The sequence below is a fragment of the Algimonas porphyrae genome (genome assembly GCF_041429795.1).
In the GTDB taxonomy this organism is placed as follows: Bacteria; Pseudomonadota; Alphaproteobacteria; order Caulobacterales; family Maricaulaceae; genus Litorimonas; species Litorimonas porphyrae.
The window spans coordinates 313506-327043 of sequence record NZ_CP163424.1 but is presented as its reverse complement, the minus strand read 5'-3'; the positions used below and the strand labels follow the sequence as shown (position 1 = coordinate 327043).

Sequence of the window (13538 nt, the reverse complement as noted above, 5' to 3'; positions counted from 1 at the left end):
CTTTTTGGTCAGTTCGGGGCCGGGGGATAGAGTTGGCGAAACACCGACCATTTTTCGTTAAGCTCACTGACGGTCAGAGACTGCCAGTATGGGATCGGTGTGTTCAGCTCGCGCGACAGGATCATGCAGGCCTGGCCGAGATCGACGGAGCTGGTTAGCCGTTTCCCTGAGTCATGGCCGCATAGGCATCCTGAAGCTGGGCATAGTCGGCCATGTCGAGTTCACCGATCAGATCTACGCTGATCTCGCAAAGCGATGCGAACAGATTGATTTCCTGCAGGTCGGTTTGCTTGGCTGAACGTGCGGCTGCTGTCTGATCCGCAACTCTCGGACGACGGATCGTGAGCGTGCTGAGTGGCGGTTCAATGTCGCTCAAAGGGTATTTGAGCGTAATTGTGAACGGACCGGCCCCGGTAAAATCGGTCGCCTGATCACCTTCCATCTGATCGGAAATGCTCTTTTTGGTCATGATGTCTCGCTCCTTACGTTACAGGCCAAGCGCGGCGCGGTGCTCGGCAAAACGGTCGACCCCATCCACAATGAAAATCTTGTTGATGACATCGACCTCGACGATCTCGACAGAACCGATCGTCGCCTTGAAGTAGCTCAACGTCGCCATCAGCTTCTGGCTGCCTTTGTCCTTGCGCTTGAGGTCGCCGAACTCGGCCTTCTTATAGAGACCGCGCGTCTGGAAGATGGCCTGCTCTGTCACATCGTCATTGACGAGTACGCCACGTAGCGTGAGCGGAAAGTCGGACCGGCCCAACCCTTCGGTGAAGGCGGCCGACATGCCGTCGACTGTCACCTCGGTCTCCATTTTCTCGACGAGGCCCATCCAGATATCCACAGTGCCACCCATACCGCCAGCCGTATGCTCTTCGGTGACAAGCCCGATGGCCGGGATCTTCGCTTCATTGATGCGCCCCGCAAGGCCCCGCCCATCAATGAAGGCGGTGAAGTCGCTGACGACTTTTGGGAGTTCGATCATGGTCTATTCCTTTGCGATCGTGTGAGTTGAACGCTCGCCTTAAGCGGCGAGCGAAGTCGCAACCTGATCAGCCAGAGAGGCGTAGTAATCAGGCTCGCGGTACATGCTGAAGGTCAGACGCTCGAGTGGGCCGGGCGGCTCGATGTCGAAGTTCAGATAAGCCCGACCGGCCTGCAATGTCGCGACGTCGTTCAGGTCCGGATCGAACCAACATCGGCCGCCCAGCAATGCGCCCCGTGCTGTCAAAGACCGCAAATAGGCATTCACCGAATCGGCAATATCAAGAAAGAGCTGAGCACTCATCGGCTGGTCCAATGCCCAGGCAAATGCACTCTCCATCGCAAGCTCAACGCTGTCCATCGTTCGCAGCACGCTCTGGAACGCGGTCAAAGGCTCCGCCCCCGTGCCGCGATTGCCCCAGATCCGGAAACCGTCGCGATGAATAAGCGTCGTGACATTGCCAGCATTGAGCAGATTGGTCTGCCCATTCACATTGCTGGGTTCATGATGGATTGGACGGCCTAGCCCGGTAATTCCGGCGAGAGGCTGGTTGGACACGGAGTGCCAGAAACCGAGATCGTCATCGACCTGCACGCGCCGTCCCGCCATGCGCGCCGATGCCGGTTCCAAGACAGAGGATCCGTCACGGAAAACACTGGACCAGGGATCGATCAGACGTCCGCGCGCATCCCCGAGCTCCAAGGCTGCCGCCAGCGCGGCCGCATCGGTCGTGTTCGGGCCGTCAGCATAGAAGACAGCCCGCAGGCTTTCAGCCACACCCTTCAGCTCGGCGACGACAGGATTGGCATTGTCATTCGGGCGCTGATGGGTCCAGCCCGTGGCGACGAGGATGCGTGGCGTCAGCTTGATCAGGCTCTCAGCCGCTTTGAAGGCATGAACACCGGTCAGTGTCGCCGCGTCACCGACGATATTGGTCAGCGTGTCCGTTTCCGACGCTCCTTCATCGACGCGGATAATGACAGCCGTGCCGCCCCCATTGTCGTAAAAGCCGTCCAGGGACGTAGGCAGGGTTCCAGTCGCGCCGAGACCCGCCATATCGGTCGAGCCGAGCACGCGGACTGGCGTATTAAGTGGGAATTTCTGCGCATCGGCATCGGGAGCCGTACCGATAATGCCCGCAACACTGATGCGCTTGGATTGAATAGGACGTGATCCGTCGAGTATGGTCAGAACCTCGACACCGTGAATGAAGCTCATACAAAACTCTCCTTGGTTTTAAGCGATGTTTGAAAGGCGCGACCGCCAAACAGGCGAACGGCAGTGTAAGCCAGACAGGCAATGAGACGGCTCATCCGCCCGTCCCACCCGGACCTTGGCGGCACCTGCGCGGCTTCGCGGAAAATGCGGTCCGCGACCCGTCGCTGAAAGGCAGGATCATCGGCCAGCTGGCGCAGATCATCGACGCGCTCTGGCAGGGGTCCGGTCAGCGTTCGGACATAGTCCTCGCCGAGCCGCGTTCGGTTGTTCAGGATGGCCCAGATCAGCGGCAATAGCGCTTGCGGATCGCCATAGAGGTAATCATGCAGGACCGCCGCCTTGGCGAGCCGTCCGGACGGGTTCAGACCGAACCAGTCATCGATGAGACGCGGGATGGTCGCCAGATCCGTCTTGAAGTTCTTTGGCACCAGAATGGCGATCGGCCCGTCCTTCTCCTTCAGCGCATAGGTAAAGGACTCGCGCAGACGGAAGCGCGGGCGACCGGTCCGGACGCAGTCCGGAATACGGCGGTAGATCAGCGGTGTAGTGAAACGGCCCATCAGCCGTCTACACCTTGCGCGCCGATGGCGGCCAGGATGGTCGCGACGCCGGTACTGCGCGTTGCAATTTCGTCCAGGACCGTGCCGGGTGTTTTGACGTTGGCCGTCAGCTGGATATCTCCGGCCTCGATCGCCGTGACAAAACCCTTAGCCAGAGAGGTCAGTCCCGTCTCACCGTCCGGGGTCGGGAACATGTCATCGACGCTTGCAAGAAATTGCGTCCGGATGGCTGAGATAGTCGTATTGTCAGCCATCGCCGACAGGAATGCGAGCAGGATCGCGGCGTTGATCTGCGTGGCGTCGGCCGTGGTGCCGAGAATGGAGTCACGATCGCCGACTTGCGCCGCGATCGTGGCTCTCACCGCATTGCGCGCCAGTAGACCATCGGCGATTTTAGCAGCAGCATCCCAGAGAGACAAGCCGTCCTGCCCCAGCCGAGCCTCGGCCTCGGCGCGCGTCACCTGCAACAGATTTTGACCATTATGAAGAATATCGAGACGGCGCATGATGACCTCCTAGAAGTTGGCGATCGGCGACCGAAGCCACCAGAAATTCGTGAAAGCTGTTCCGTCGGTCACACCCTGAATGATGCGCCCGTCCAGACCGGTCCTGGACATATTCGCCACTTCGAAGTCGAGGGTACCGGGCGCGCTTGGGGTGCCGAAAACACTGGCCGCATTCGCTCCGGTTTCCGACAGGGTCGTGTTGACCAGGTGCGCCTTGAGGCTGCCGCCTTCCTGGCGAAACGCGCCGAAGTCGAACTGGCTGCCCATCGCAATGTCGAGATCCAGCAAGAGCAGAGCTGCGAATGGATTCTCAAAAAAGATGCCACCCGGTCTGGATGCGGCTGCATCGTCCTGAACGGTGAGAGTGCGCTGGGCTGGAACTCCAGCTGCATCGACGCCTCGAAGGAAAAGATAGCCGCAGAAGGTCCGCAGCGTCGTCGACACGCTGAGGGTCATATTGTTCATGATCCCGATTTCGGTGTGCTGCAGGCTGCGCACTTCCTGCAGCGCGCGCTCCAACGTGGCAAACGGCGCGGCTAAAGTGCCTGCATTCGCGTCCTGCCCACTGGTCGGGTCGACATAGAGGAATACCCGGCCCTTATCCGCCTGAACGGCGGCGTCGGCCCGTGCCGTGGCCGCGACCGTCAGATCGAGAAGGCCGTTGGCACTGTCGATCCAACCCGCCTGTTCTAAGGCGAGCCGTCCCAGCTCGGTAGAGATGGTGTCTAGGATGTCGCTCATTGGAATCGCTTTCGTTCGAGTTTCATGCGGTTGGTCATGGCGGCCGTCAGGGCGAGATGGCCGATCAGCTCGGCATCGCGGACCCGATCCTCCACAAAGGCACGGCTGGCGATCGTCGTTGTTGGATCTATCTTGAGCTCGACAACTCCGGGGTGTTCGACGGCAAAGTCGAAACCAACCAGCGTTTCAGTGACGGCCCCTTCTTCCGCCACGACCTTGTCCGTGTCCGGGACATTGGCGATCGCGACCAGCACACCGTCTGCCGTCAGCAGACCGATCTCGCGGATCGTAAACCCGCCCACATCGGACGGAACCGTGACTTCGACAGTAAAGCGATCGCCATCGACTCCGAGCGGAGCAAGGCGCTGAACAGCGCCGCGCCAGCGTTCCGACCGTAGCGCGGTCTCCACGCCCGTTACCGGACCGCCGCCGTCTCCCACTGCAAATTGCGTGAGCGACACCATGTCTCCGGTCAGAAAGGCGTTTGTAACGGCAGCGCGACCAGCATCTGTCAATTTGGCCTGATAGGTGCTCATGAGTTGCCCCCCACATGGATCCGCGATCGGGTGATGGGTGCGGCGATGACCGACAGATCATCTTCCGCGCGCGCCTCTGGCGGGCGCAATCGGATATGCTGTCCGACGCGTGCAGCCGCGAGTATATGCAGCTGGCCGCGACCTGTGAGAACAACGGACAACGATTCCAGCCAGCTCCGCGCAGACTTCGTGTTCGCGATCGTCCGGTAGATCATGTCGATTTCGGCTTCGTCTAGCGGGCGGTCGTACACGAAGACTTCGGCTCGGAATGTGTAGGGCTCCCCGCCATGCTCGTACCATCGGGAGATCCGCACACCGAGATCAAGCGCTTGCAAAGCCCGACGGATGGCACCGATTGTTCCGCGATGCCGATGCACGGAAACAGCCGCCTTGATCACAGTGCGTTTTCGGGCCGTCGACCAGTCATCATCCCACACGTCCACGGCCAGCGCCCAGGCGAGATAGGGCAGGAGTTCAGCCGGGCAGCGCTCCGGATCCCACACAACCGGGATCCTTGTGGCCGGTTGATGCGCGGCGAGCAGCTGCTTTTCGACGAACAGCTCCAGCGGCGTGGCGTTATCTGGTAGCAGCGAACTCAAGACGGATCGCCTTCCGGCAGGACGGTCAGCGCACTCATGCGCGGGGCCGTCAGCGCGGCCGCATCAATGTCGACCTCGGGCAATTGGAGATCAACCTTCGTGACACCCTCCACGACGAGCGCGGCGATGAGCTGGTCACGGCTGACCGATCCGCCGATCTGGTAAGCATTGTCCGTCAGAGCCGTCACAGCCGACTGCGCCGCCGCGAGTACCTGATCTTGACCGGGGCCGGGATTGATCGTCAGCAGCGCATGCACGCTATAGTCGGCGATAACGGGCGAGAGCACGATGACCTGATCTGTATCAGGCACGACATCGTCATCGAGCACAACCGCCACATCATTGCGTTTGGCGACGTCGGCCGAGCCTTCAGGTTCCTCACCTGTCAGCACATAGACTTTGACGACACCCGGATCGACACTCACGTCATTGGTCCGTGTGCGGATATCGATATCGATCAGGTCTGGAACGCGCTCACGAATAATCGTTTCATAAGCCGATCGCGGTCCGGCAACAGAGAAGGCCGAATGAGATCGGCGAATGCGCAGCCTGAACCGGTCATCCGTCTCTTCTGCCTTACGCAAGATCGGGATCAGGGCTGCATGTGCGTCAAGCTCAGCCCCGCTCGCTGTGGCAAGCATAGATTGCCGGACGGCCTGGTTCGCCGCATTTTTGGCGAGCACAGCAAGATAGGCGGCTTCCTGCAGCAGCTTCCTGACCGGATCTGATTCCAGCTCAATCGTCTCAGCATATTCCGGTGCATCGGTGAGGAAGCTCTCAATACGTGCCACCAGCTCGGCATCATAATTAACCGTCCACTCCGCAACAGGAGGCAACCTTTCCAGATCGATTGGATCGAAGAGCGCGCTCACACCGTCACTCCGTCGATCCGAATAGGTTCGCCCAGTTGGGTGCGCGCCTCGATACCGACCTGCAGCTGTCCGCCCCGATCGGCCTGAACGAACACACGATCAACAATCAGACGGGGTTCCCAGCGCGACAGGGCATCGACACAGGCCGCAAACACATCAACCTTAAGAGCTGGCGTCATCGGTCTATCGATCAGCGCGTAGAGGCGCGATCCATAGTCGCGCATCATGACCCGTGACCCGATGGGCGTCGTCAGAATATCGCTGACGGACTGGCGCAGATGCGCCAGAAGATCGATACTCGATCCTGTATGTCGCGACATGGCGACCATCAGTCAGCGCCCGCATCCTTGGACTTCAGTCCTGTTTTGAGCGACTCTTTCGCAGGCTTGCGATCAGAGATCATGGCACCATAACTCGCCGCCTCTCGGTCGGTGAGAAACACAGAGTCACCGAACCGGCGCAAAGCACCAGCGACATTGATCGGACCGGCAACGGCGACGAAACGCTCTTTTCGCTGATTGGATTGTTCAGTTTGATTTTGTGACATCGCTGCCCTCCTGGATCTTGAACGTGTTTGGATTGACCGCATCGCCGACGCGGGCGACCTTCGCCCCGCCAGATCCGCCGAGCTCGATCGTGTCGGCGTCGATCATCACGGTTGTGCCGTCGATCGTCAGGGCGTCAGCGATGATCTGAATATGTCCGTCATGAACGTTGAGGCGTGTGGATCCGACCTCAATCTTGAGGGAACCGCCATCTGGCACACGAATTGTGCGGATGTGGGTCTGACGATCATAGCCATCTGACGCACCGTCATCATGCTGACGCAAGACGACATTGCCGTCCTGGCTCGGGGCAGGATGATCAGCACAGAAGAGCGCGGCTGGGAGAATACGCGACTGCTCACGTCGACCGCCGAGTGCGATAACCAGAACACGTTCACCTATCTCAGGCGCATCCCATTCGGCCTCGCCGCCCACCGCCCGCCGCGTCATGATCGGGATCCAGCCCGATATCCGGTCGCCGTCATCGATGCGCGCAACAGGCGGGCTCGCAGCCAGATCCAGATGCGTCACGGATCCGATGCGGAACAGGTTATCAACGCGCTCCAGAAGATCCGCAAAGGCTTTGTCATTCGTCATGACGCCCCTCCGATCAGCGGAAGATAATCGTTTTTATGCGGAACTCCGATTTCGGGAGCCCAGCTGTAGAGCAACTGGGAAAGCGTGCCGAGCTGCTCATCAATCTCGGGCTGAACGGTAACGGTCGTGCTCCAATGCACGGCCCAGAGCGCGACGCCGTCCTTGCGGACGCTGCTGTCATAAAGGTTGTCTGCCTGGATATCGCTGGCCTGACCGATGCCGCTGCCCAGGCGAAGGCCTGGCAGGATTGTCATGAAGGCCGAAACCATGGCGAGTGCCGCCTGCGAGCCGAGCAGTTTCTTGGCGTCGAGAACGGTATTCCTGGCCGTGAAAACGGTGACGATCTTCACATCGAGCATGGCCAGGCCACCCTGAACGACGCCCCCCTTGACCGTTGGCATCGCCACATGCGCGCTTGGGGCTTTTATTATGAACGCCTTGAGTTCGTCCGGCGTGAAGCGTCCCGGATGTGCATCGCAGGTCTTGAGCGCAGGAAGTAGCGTCGAGATGGCCGTCACCACCTTGTCCTGGACATGTTCAAGCCCGCTCACAGATCCAGACCGTTCAGATAGTCCGAGACAACCTCGAGGATCTCGGTTTCATCCGCAGGAGACAGGCCGAAGGCGGGACGGGCCGGCATGGTCGCGGCGTGGCGCCCGAACGCTTGGAAGTCTCCACCCAGCTGATGCATAGCCGCGTAAATGAGGGGAGAACCGACGACACCGACATCGCCGCGGACTTCCCCAAAGATCGAATCCAGATAATCCCCGCGCCCCTGCAACAGGCTGTGTCCGCCGTGGCGAGTCTCGGCATATGCAGGCGACCAGTCTGCCCAGGGTGTTCCGTCCGGAGCCCGCTTTTCATCCGTAATCCGGCGACGGGTCTGGCTTTCGACAATCCCTGTGACGCCAGACAAAAGCGCCCCGACATCAATCTTTGACGCAATTGCATCGAGACGCGCGCTCGCCAACTCAATTTCGGCCAGATCGATATGCAGAGCAACGGCGCTCATCTACAGCTCTCGCATCGCATGGCGGGAAAACTGACGAGGCGTTCCGGTCGTGACGACAGGACGCGGCGATTTTTGGCCCGGCTTGCTATCTAGGCCGAGCGTGGCGCGTCCATTTGAGAGATCCTTAAGCCAGCCTAGAGCTTGCTTGTTGCGCGTCTCCATGTCCTCTGTCCCCATATCGGCCCCGCTATTAAGCTTGTAGATCGCCATGACGACGCAGTGCTCGACGAGGATGGGCGGAACGGAGGTGAGGGGCAGCGTGTGACGGACGCCGACATAGGAGTTGATCTCGGCAGATGCGGCCTCGAGGGCGGCCGTGATACGCGCGTCCACGATCAGCCCATCCGCGTCGGCCGCGCCGATCAGCACGTCCTCGCCAAAGCGCGATACGATATCCTCACGCGTCGCATACATCAGCGGGCGGCACACTCGGTCTGGCGGGGAGTAACAAATGTCATCACGATCTCCATGGGCGGTTGAGGGTGCAGGCCGGGGACTGGAGGCCCCGGCCCGCAGGTTTCGGCCCGCCCCCATGCGCGAAACCGAAAGACTGTGACGGTTAGTCCTCGGCCGGACGCACCGTGACGCGCGGATCTGCGTCGAGTTGAGCGCGACGCGCCTTGGACAAGGCGCTCGCTGCAAGAGTGACTTCGCGACGATCAGACAGATCGAGCCCGGCGCGGCGATAGGAGCCCGCTGCATTTGCCTGGATGACGAGACGCTCCGTTGCAGGGGGCGGGTTGCCACCTGACGGCTTCTTGCCGGGCTTCTTGTTCGTCACAGGCTTTTTCGCTGCGGGCTTTTTCGCTGCGGGCTTTTTTGCCTCAACCTTCTGGTCATCGGGCTTGGAACCCGGATCGTCTGAGCCATCCGGTTTCGGCGCTTCCGTCTGAGATGTCTGAGTGTCCGACTTCGGCGCAGTCTTGTCCGCGCCATCAGGCTTGGGGGTTTCCGTACCGGTATTCTCTTGCGTCATCGCCGCCTCCGCTAATTCAGCTGCGGCGCGACGATCAGCTCGAACGCATCCTTGAATTCATTATAGGCGTCGTTGATCTTCGCCGCGCCGATCAACTCCTTGGCTGCCGACTGATTTCCGATCCCGACCATGAGCGTATTCGGCATGACACCCAGCGTCTCGCCCGAATGACTTTTGTAAGCCTGCATGGCGTCGCGAGCCGCCTTGAGATTGGCGGCGGTCAGGGGAGCCTTGGACGCGAAGGCGAGCTGCCAGTAACCATAGCCCGCATTGGACCGATGGCGCGTGCCGAACACATACTGGTCTTTCATGAAGACATGCTCCGGCATCGACCCATTGGAGATCCCGTCCAGACTGTCGAACTCGACGGGAGATCGGTTCTGGAAGATGAAGGGTTTGAGCGGCGCGGTCGTGTCGAGCAGGTACCAGGCTTCGCCGGCACCGTTCTGGAAGTTGGACACGCTCTCCTCCTTGCCGTCCGGTCCCACTGGATGGTCCGTGTCGAAGAAGTTCTGGCCGTCGAAACAGCGCGACGTAAAGCCCGCCTTGACAGCTTCGAATACCAGCTTGTCAGGGTGCTTGGCGGCCTTGTCGGCAATCTGCCGCGTGCGAACCGTATAGGATCCGAGATCGCCGTCCTCGATGCTGGTGCGCTTCACCGCGACCGTGCTTTCGAACAGGCGGTTATTGATGCGGTAGGCATGCTCGTCGAGTTCGCGGATCTGACGTTCACCAATCCACTCACGGACATCTGGTACGTCGGCGAGCCAGCCATAATTATTGCCGGATGTCGTGGACGGAACCTCTGTTGCGATGCGGTCCCAGACTGGCTCGATGCCACTGAAGACATCTTCAAATTCGGTGCGCAGGCCGCCCCGGATGGCTTGCAGGATTTCTGGGGTAATAACGAGAGGGTCCATGATTTTGCTTTCAGATCAATCGAGAAACGGGATGGGCGGACTTAAGGGAAAAGGATCCAGACGCCGTCTTCATCGACGTCGAGAACAATGCCGACAGCCGAGCGGTCTGTGGCGTCAGAGCTGACCGTATGATCATCGACAATGTAGGCCGATCCACCGATATGCTCGCGCGTGACCGGGGCGACCCCGTCATTGTCGTAGCGCTGTGCGAGATCGCGCTGCACGGTGATGCGGGCATCGCCATTTCCGCCAGCTGAATTGTCGCAGCTTTCAATGGCGCGACCAACAGAACGGAGACCGGCTGCCGCCGTTCCAGGCTGCGCGAAATCGTCACCGTTCAGAACGACGATCGCGCCGGAATGGATGACGGCCGTTGCAGCGACAGGATGGGCGACAAGGCCCGGCTTGCGAGAGACAATCTCGCGGCGTTTCGTAAGCGCCATGGATCAGGCTCCTTGATTGGCTTTGTTGGTGGCGATGAATTTCTCTTCCGAGACACCGAGCGCGCGGCAGACCTGCTGTTGGGCAGCTGTCAGCGACCCAGCTGTCGCGATCGGTTTGTTCAGTGATGCGTCCGGCTTGCCGACCACAAGGTCGGGGCTGACCTTGACGAGCTTGCGGAAGCTGTCGAGCCCTGCCTGTGTAGCGCACATGGCGACGTAATGATCCTTCGATGACGGCGCGATCCGCGCGGCAGCGATCGCCTGATCAATGACCTGCTCGACTTCGTCAGCACTTGGCGAAACCTCACCGGCGCTTTCCGTCTCGGCGAGACGGTCCACGACGGCATCGTAATCGGCGCGGGGAACGTAATCGGTGAGATCGACGCCCGCCCCCGCGCCTGCTTCACCGCCCTCAGGGTTTGCGGGGTCGGCAGGATCGCCGGGCTCACCCCCGCCTGGTTTATCTTCATTCGATGCAGCGACGGCCGCCAGAATATCATCAACGCTCGCATCGGCGTCGAGGCCGAGCTTTTCGCGCAGGGAGGCCAGTTGTTCTTCAGTCATGAGTGACTCCGTTGGTTTGGGTGTTGGATCGCCGTCAGCCTGAGACCGGGCGACGGCGGGCATGGTCATGGCAGGCGAGTTCACCAGACCGACGGAATGAAAGCCGGTGATCTCTCCGTCTTCGGCGTGGGAGAAGGCAGGCGAAAGATAGCGGTAGTGACGCGCCTGAAGTACATTCAAGCCACGGTCGGTCCAGTCGATCAGACCCCAGATCGCACCGTCGCGCACTTCCATTTGCGCGACCCAGCCTTCGGCAGGCGGACCCCATTCCGATCCGACCGAGCAGTGATTGATATCGACCATGATATCAACAGGGTCTGCATTATAGGCCGCAACGAGAGCGTCAGGATCCGGGTTTCTGTAGACACGATTGTCGCGAAGCTCCAAAATCTCCCCGGCTGGAAGGATCATGTTCCAGCTGGAGACCGCATCGCCCTCAGTCTCTTCAGGCAGATTGACGATGAGCTGCTGAAGATCCCGTGCAATCGCAAGTCCCTCGGGCAATTTCAAAGGGCCTCGAACCGCGTCGCCAGGATCATTGGCTGGGCCGGTCGCACCGGCGCTACAGAGCGCAAGCGCCATACCATCAATCAGTGTCCGGGCGGTCCAGTTCATGACCCCGCTATGGCGCAGGCGGATGAGAGCAAACACGCTGACAGTTGTCAGGCTGAAACCGGAAAACAGGGGAGGCGCAAAATTTCACCGCACAGCGCAATTTCGCATCCCGTCGTTAGAAGCTACCGGAAATGAGCGCAAGGGCGCTTGAGACTAGCTTGAGAGGCGCGGTGCGCGATAATCAGGCCTTAAGACCGCCCAAATTCTGTCAGGGCCGGTGATTTGCGTTGATTTTGCCAAGGATCGGACCTATTTCAGGCCTGAGGTCGGAGCCATTTCGCGTTACCAGGCTAACAGCTCCTGTGCGGGGATCGCGACCCGCCCGACCTCTTCATCCCTCACCGATATCGAATCGCTCGCCTGGGCCGCGTCGGTGCGTCTGCGAGGGTCGCGGCGGTCGGGCAGGGTCGGGACTACGCCGCTTGAACGTATTGAGCCAGAGCTCCGCGCGTTTTGGCAGGCTGGTCAGGGTCGCGTGCAGCCAGCGGCCCTCATGATAGAGAATGAAATTGATCCACCGCTTCCCGGTCGGGCCAGTCTGGATCCAACCGGTACCCTGATCGATCAGCAGCTGCAGCAGATCCCATTCTTTTGCATCCGGGTAATTGATTTCGACAGATGGATTGTGCCTCGCTGCCGACCGGCCCGTCCAGCCGATCACCGTGCCCTCATGCCCGGCCAAGTCGCGAAAGCGCTCTGGCAGAACGGCGACCGGCAGCGAGACACGCGGATCATCCGTCAGCTCGCCGCGCAGGAATGACTGCATGAAGGGACGGCTGCGGAGATCCGCGAACCCGACGCGAACCATTGTCTCGGTCAGGTCAGGCCGCGTGACTGACTGGCGCGCAAACAAGGTGCGGCGCAGATTATCCTGACGTTCAAGTCCCGGATTGCTGGCCCATTCGGGATCCACGCCCTGCGGCACGGTCCGGATCTCGCCTGTCTCCCGGTTGCGGACTTGCACGTCCGGTACGTCGGGTTCATCACTAACGCCGCCCAGCCGCTGCGCCTCCCGCGCACTGATCGCCCGCGCGCCGCATTTGCAGCCCCAGCCATTCGGGAAATACCAGACCCGCCAGAAGGGATGGTCAACGGGCAGGATGAGGCCCTCCTTGTCAGCATGGTGCGGGCGATGCTCTTCAGAAGGGCCAAGCGTATAGATGAGGTAGGGCAGGAACGCCTTGTTCCGCTGGGTGCGCTCCCAGGCACCGGCGGCACGCGCCGAGCGCATATTGGCATCGAATATGGTCCGTAGTCGACGCGGCGTGCCCAGTTCGATCAGATCATTCTCACCGGATACGCCGTCGCCGCCGAGCGTAAAACCCGTCCAGCCCTTTCGCGCCAGCAGCGGCTCAAGCTCGGCTTGGAACTGCGCAAAGGTCTTCCCCTCTTCCAGGGCCGTGACAAGCGCACCGCGAATATCACCCAGAATGTCGAAGCCGGTCGAGCGGGCGACCGTAAAGGCGAAGGCATGTTCCTGAGCCGCCAGATCCCGATAGCCGATCGTCGGCAGCAATTCCTTATTGCGCAGGAAATTGGTGACCGCTTCAGGCGGATTGGTTTCGAATACGAAATCTGTCACGATGAAACCTGCTCACAAGTTTCGATCAGAATGACACCCGCACCACTGGCACCGCGCAGCGCCTCTTGTTGTGATGTATAGATGCCTCCGGCCATTGTCAGGACAACCCGGCGATAATCACCTCCAAGCTGAGGATTGGACAATTCGTCAAAGGCTTCGAACTTGTACCGCCATTTGTCAGGCTCCCAGTCCATTGCGAAAACCGACAGTTCCCCCGATACTTCTCTTTGTCCGACCTGCACCTTCGCATTATCGGGCACCGCT

General features: G+C 60.3%; 21 protein-coding genes. All 21 read right to left on the bottom strand.

Annotation, left to right across the window (positions count from 1 at the left end):
• Positions 1 to 154: 154 nt before the first annotated feature.
• The 21 genes from AB6B39_RS01650 to AB6B39_RS01550 all read right to left on the bottom strand — a co-directional run bounded on the left by AB6B39_RS01650 (position 155) and on the right by AB6B39_RS01550 (position 13534).
• Positions 155 to 469, bottom strand: coding sequence for a phage tail assembly protein (locus AB6B39_RS01650; RefSeq protein WP_284371195.1), 315 nt, complete (start codon positions 467 to 469; stop codon positions 155 to 157).
• A gap of 18 nt (positions 470 to 487) precedes the next feature.
• A complete protein-coding gene (locus tag AB6B39_RS01645) occupies positions 488 to 988 on the bottom strand; it encodes a phage major tail tube protein (protein ID WP_284371193.1) in 501 nt (166 codons plus the stop codon).
• Positions 989 to 1027: 39 nt separating this feature from the next.
• Positions 1028 to 2206 carry a phage tail sheath C-terminal domain-containing protein gene (locus AB6B39_RS01640; protein ID WP_284371191.1) on the bottom strand — a complete coding sequence of 393 codons (1179 nt, stop codon included), beginning with the start codon at positions 2204 to 2206 and terminating at the stop codon, positions 1028 to 1030.
• On the bottom strand, positions 2203 to 2766 hold the full coding sequence (locus tag AB6B39_RS01635) for a DUF1353 domain-containing protein (RefSeq protein ID WP_284371189.1): 564 nt from the start codon (positions 2764 to 2766) through the stop codon (positions 2203 to 2205). Before AB6B39_RS01635 ends, AB6B39_RS01640 begins: the two co-directional genes overlap by 4 nt.
• Entirely contained in the window at positions 2766 to 3272 is a 507-nt protein-coding gene (locus AB6B39_RS01630; protein WP_284371186.1) for a hypothetical protein, read from the bottom strand. Before AB6B39_RS01630 ends, AB6B39_RS01635 begins: the two co-directional genes overlap by 1 nt.
• Positions 3273 to 3281: 9 nt before the next feature.
• Positions 3282 to 4013 carry a hypothetical protein gene (locus tag AB6B39_RS01625; protein ID WP_284371184.1) on the bottom strand — a complete coding sequence of 244 codons (732 nt, stop codon included), beginning with the start codon at positions 4011 to 4013 and terminating at the stop codon, positions 3282 to 3284.
• A complete protein-coding gene (locus AB6B39_RS01620) occupies positions 4010 to 4549 on the bottom strand; it encodes a phage tail protein (RefSeq protein WP_284371182.1) in 540 nt (179 codons plus the stop codon). Before AB6B39_RS01620 ends, AB6B39_RS01625 begins: the two co-directional genes overlap by 4 nt.
• Positions 4546 to 5148: a phage tail protein I gene (locus tag AB6B39_RS01615; RefSeq protein ID WP_284371180.1), complete on the bottom strand. Its 603-nt coding sequence runs from the start codon at positions 5146 to 5148 to the stop codon at positions 4546 to 4548. Before AB6B39_RS01615 ends, AB6B39_RS01620 begins: the two co-directional genes overlap by 4 nt.
• Positions 5145 to 6020, bottom strand: coding sequence for a baseplate J/gp47 family protein (locus AB6B39_RS01610; protein ID WP_284371178.1), 876 nt, complete (start codon positions 6018 to 6020; stop codon positions 5145 to 5147). The genes AB6B39_RS01615 and AB6B39_RS01610 overlap by 4 nt, the downstream gene beginning before the upstream one ends.
• Positions 6017 to 6340 carry a GPW/gp25 family protein gene (locus AB6B39_RS01605; protein ID WP_284371176.1) on the bottom strand — a complete coding sequence of 108 codons (324 nt, stop codon included), beginning with the start codon at positions 6338 to 6340 and terminating at the stop codon, positions 6017 to 6019. The genes AB6B39_RS01610 and AB6B39_RS01605 overlap by 4 nt, the downstream gene beginning before the upstream one ends.
• Before the next feature lie 8 nt (positions 6341 to 6348).
• Positions 6349 to 6567: a hypothetical protein gene (locus tag AB6B39_RS01600; protein ID WP_284371174.1), complete on the bottom strand. Its 219-nt coding sequence runs from the start codon at positions 6565 to 6567 to the stop codon at positions 6349 to 6351.
• Positions 6548 to 7162 (bottom strand): phage baseplate assembly protein V, encoded by a 615-nt coding sequence (locus AB6B39_RS01595; protein WP_284371172.1) that lies wholly within the window; start codon positions 7160 to 7162, stop codon positions 6548 to 6550. The genes AB6B39_RS01600 and AB6B39_RS01595 overlap by 20 nt, the downstream gene beginning before the upstream one ends.
• Entirely contained in the window at positions 7159 to 7713 is a 555-nt protein-coding gene (locus AB6B39_RS01590; RefSeq protein ID WP_284371170.1) for a hypothetical protein, read from the bottom strand. Before AB6B39_RS01590 ends, AB6B39_RS01595 begins: the two co-directional genes overlap by 4 nt.
• Positions 7710 to 8174 carry a phage virion morphogenesis protein gene (locus AB6B39_RS01585; RefSeq protein ID WP_284371168.1) on the bottom strand — a complete coding sequence of 155 codons (465 nt, stop codon included), beginning with the start codon at positions 8172 to 8174 and terminating at the stop codon, positions 7710 to 7712. The genes AB6B39_RS01590 and AB6B39_RS01585 overlap by 4 nt, the downstream gene beginning before the upstream one ends.
• Entirely contained in the window at positions 8175 to 8588 is a 414-nt protein-coding gene (locus AB6B39_RS01580) for a gp436 family protein (protein ID WP_284371166.1), read from the bottom strand.
• Positions 8589 to 8733: 145 nt separating this feature from the next.
• Positions 8734 to 9150 carry an HI1506-related protein gene (locus AB6B39_RS01575; RefSeq protein ID WP_284371164.1) on the bottom strand — a complete coding sequence of 139 codons (417 nt, stop codon included), beginning with the start codon at positions 9148 to 9150 and terminating at the stop codon, positions 8734 to 8736.
• An 11-nt stretch (positions 9151 to 9161) separates the two neighbouring features.
• Positions 9162 to 10070, bottom strand: a complete 909-nt coding sequence (locus AB6B39_RS01570) for a Mu-like prophage major head subunit gpT family protein (RefSeq protein WP_284371162.1) — start codon at positions 10068 to 10070, stop codon at positions 9162 to 9164.
• A 41-nt stretch (positions 10071 to 10111) separates the two neighbouring features.
• Positions 10112 to 10513, bottom strand: a complete 402-nt coding sequence (locus AB6B39_RS01565; RefSeq protein WP_284371160.1) for a hypothetical protein — start codon at positions 10511 to 10513, stop codon at positions 10112 to 10114.
• Positions 10514 to 10516: 3 nt separating this feature from the next.
• Positions 10517 to 11692, bottom strand: coding sequence for a phage protease (locus AB6B39_RS01560; protein ID WP_284371158.1), 1176 nt, complete (start codon positions 11690 to 11692; stop codon positions 10517 to 10519).
• Between the two features lie 331 nt (positions 11693 to 12023).
• Complete coding sequence (locus tag AB6B39_RS01555; RefSeq protein ID WP_284371155.1) at positions 12024 to 13274, bottom strand: phage minor head protein; 1251 nt, start codon at positions 13272 to 13274, stop codon at positions 12024 to 12026.
• A complete protein-coding gene (locus AB6B39_RS01550) occupies positions 13271 to 13534 on the bottom strand; it encodes a hypothetical protein (RefSeq protein WP_284371153.1) in 264 nt (87 codons plus the stop codon). Before AB6B39_RS01550 ends, AB6B39_RS01555 begins: the two co-directional genes overlap by 4 nt.
• Between the last annotated feature and the right edge of the window lie 4 nt (positions 13535 to 13538).

Bases quoted from the DNA above. Each gene is read 5' to 3' on its own strand.
- AB6B39_RS01635 (WP_284371189.1), bottom strand. From the start codon at position 2,766: ATGGGCCGTTTCACTACACCGCTGATCTACCGCCGTATTCCGGACTGC.
- AB6B39_RS01600 (WP_284371174.1), bottom strand. From the start codon at position 6,567: ATGTCACAAAATCAAACTGAACAATCCAATCAGCGAAAAGAGCGTTTC.
- AB6B39_RS01650 (WP_284371195.1), bottom strand. From the start codon at position 469: ATGACCAAAAAGAGCATTTCCGATCAGATGGAAGGTGATCAGGCGACC.
- AB6B39_RS01625 (WP_284371184.1), bottom strand. From the start codon at position 4,013: ATGAGCGACATCCTAGACACCATCTCTACCGAGCTGGGACGGCTCGCC.
- AB6B39_RS01560 (WP_284371158.1), bottom strand. From the start codon at position 11,692: ATGAACTGGACCGCCCGGACACTGATTGATGGTATGGCGCTTGCGCTC.
- AB6B39_RS01565 (WP_284371160.1), bottom strand. From the start codon at position 10,513: ATGGCGCTTACGAAACGCCGCGAGATTGTCTCTCGCAAGCCGGGCCTT.
- AB6B39_RS01640 (WP_284371191.1), bottom strand. From the start codon at position 2,206: ATGAGCTTCATTCACGGTGTCGAGGTTCTGACCATACTCGACGGATCA.
- AB6B39_RS01620 (WP_284371182.1), bottom strand. From the start codon at position 4,549: ATGAGCACCTATCAGGCCAAATTGACAGATGCTGGTCGCGCTGCCGTT.
- AB6B39_RS01595 (WP_284371172.1), bottom strand. From the start codon at position 7,162: ATGACGAATGACAAAGCCTTTGCGGATCTTCTGGAGCGCGTTGATAAC.
- AB6B39_RS01570 (WP_284371162.1), bottom strand. From the start codon at position 10,070: ATGGACCCTCTCGTTATTACCCCAGAAATCCTGCAAGCCATCCGGGGC.
- AB6B39_RS01645 (WP_284371193.1), bottom strand. From the start codon at position 988: ATGATCGAACTCCCAAAAGTCGTCAGCGACTTCACCGCCTTCATTGAT.
- AB6B39_RS01580 (WP_284371166.1), bottom strand. From the start codon at position 8,588: ATGTATGCGACGCGTGAGGATATCGTATCGCGCTTTGGCGAGGACGTG.
- AB6B39_RS01585 (WP_284371168.1), bottom strand. From the start codon at position 8,174: ATGAGCGCCGTTGCTCTGCATATCGATCTGGCCGAAATTGAGTTGGCG.
- AB6B39_RS01630 (WP_284371186.1), bottom strand. From the start codon at position 3,272: ATGCGCCGTCTCGATATTCTTCATAATGGTCAAAATCTGTTGCAGGTG.
- AB6B39_RS01575 (WP_284371164.1), bottom strand. From the start codon at position 9,150: ATGACGCAAGAGAATACCGGTACGGAAACCCCCAAGCCTGATGGCGCG.
- AB6B39_RS01605 (WP_284371176.1), bottom strand. From the start codon at position 6,340: ATGTCGCGACATACAGGATCGAGTATCGATCTTCTGGCGCATCTGCGC.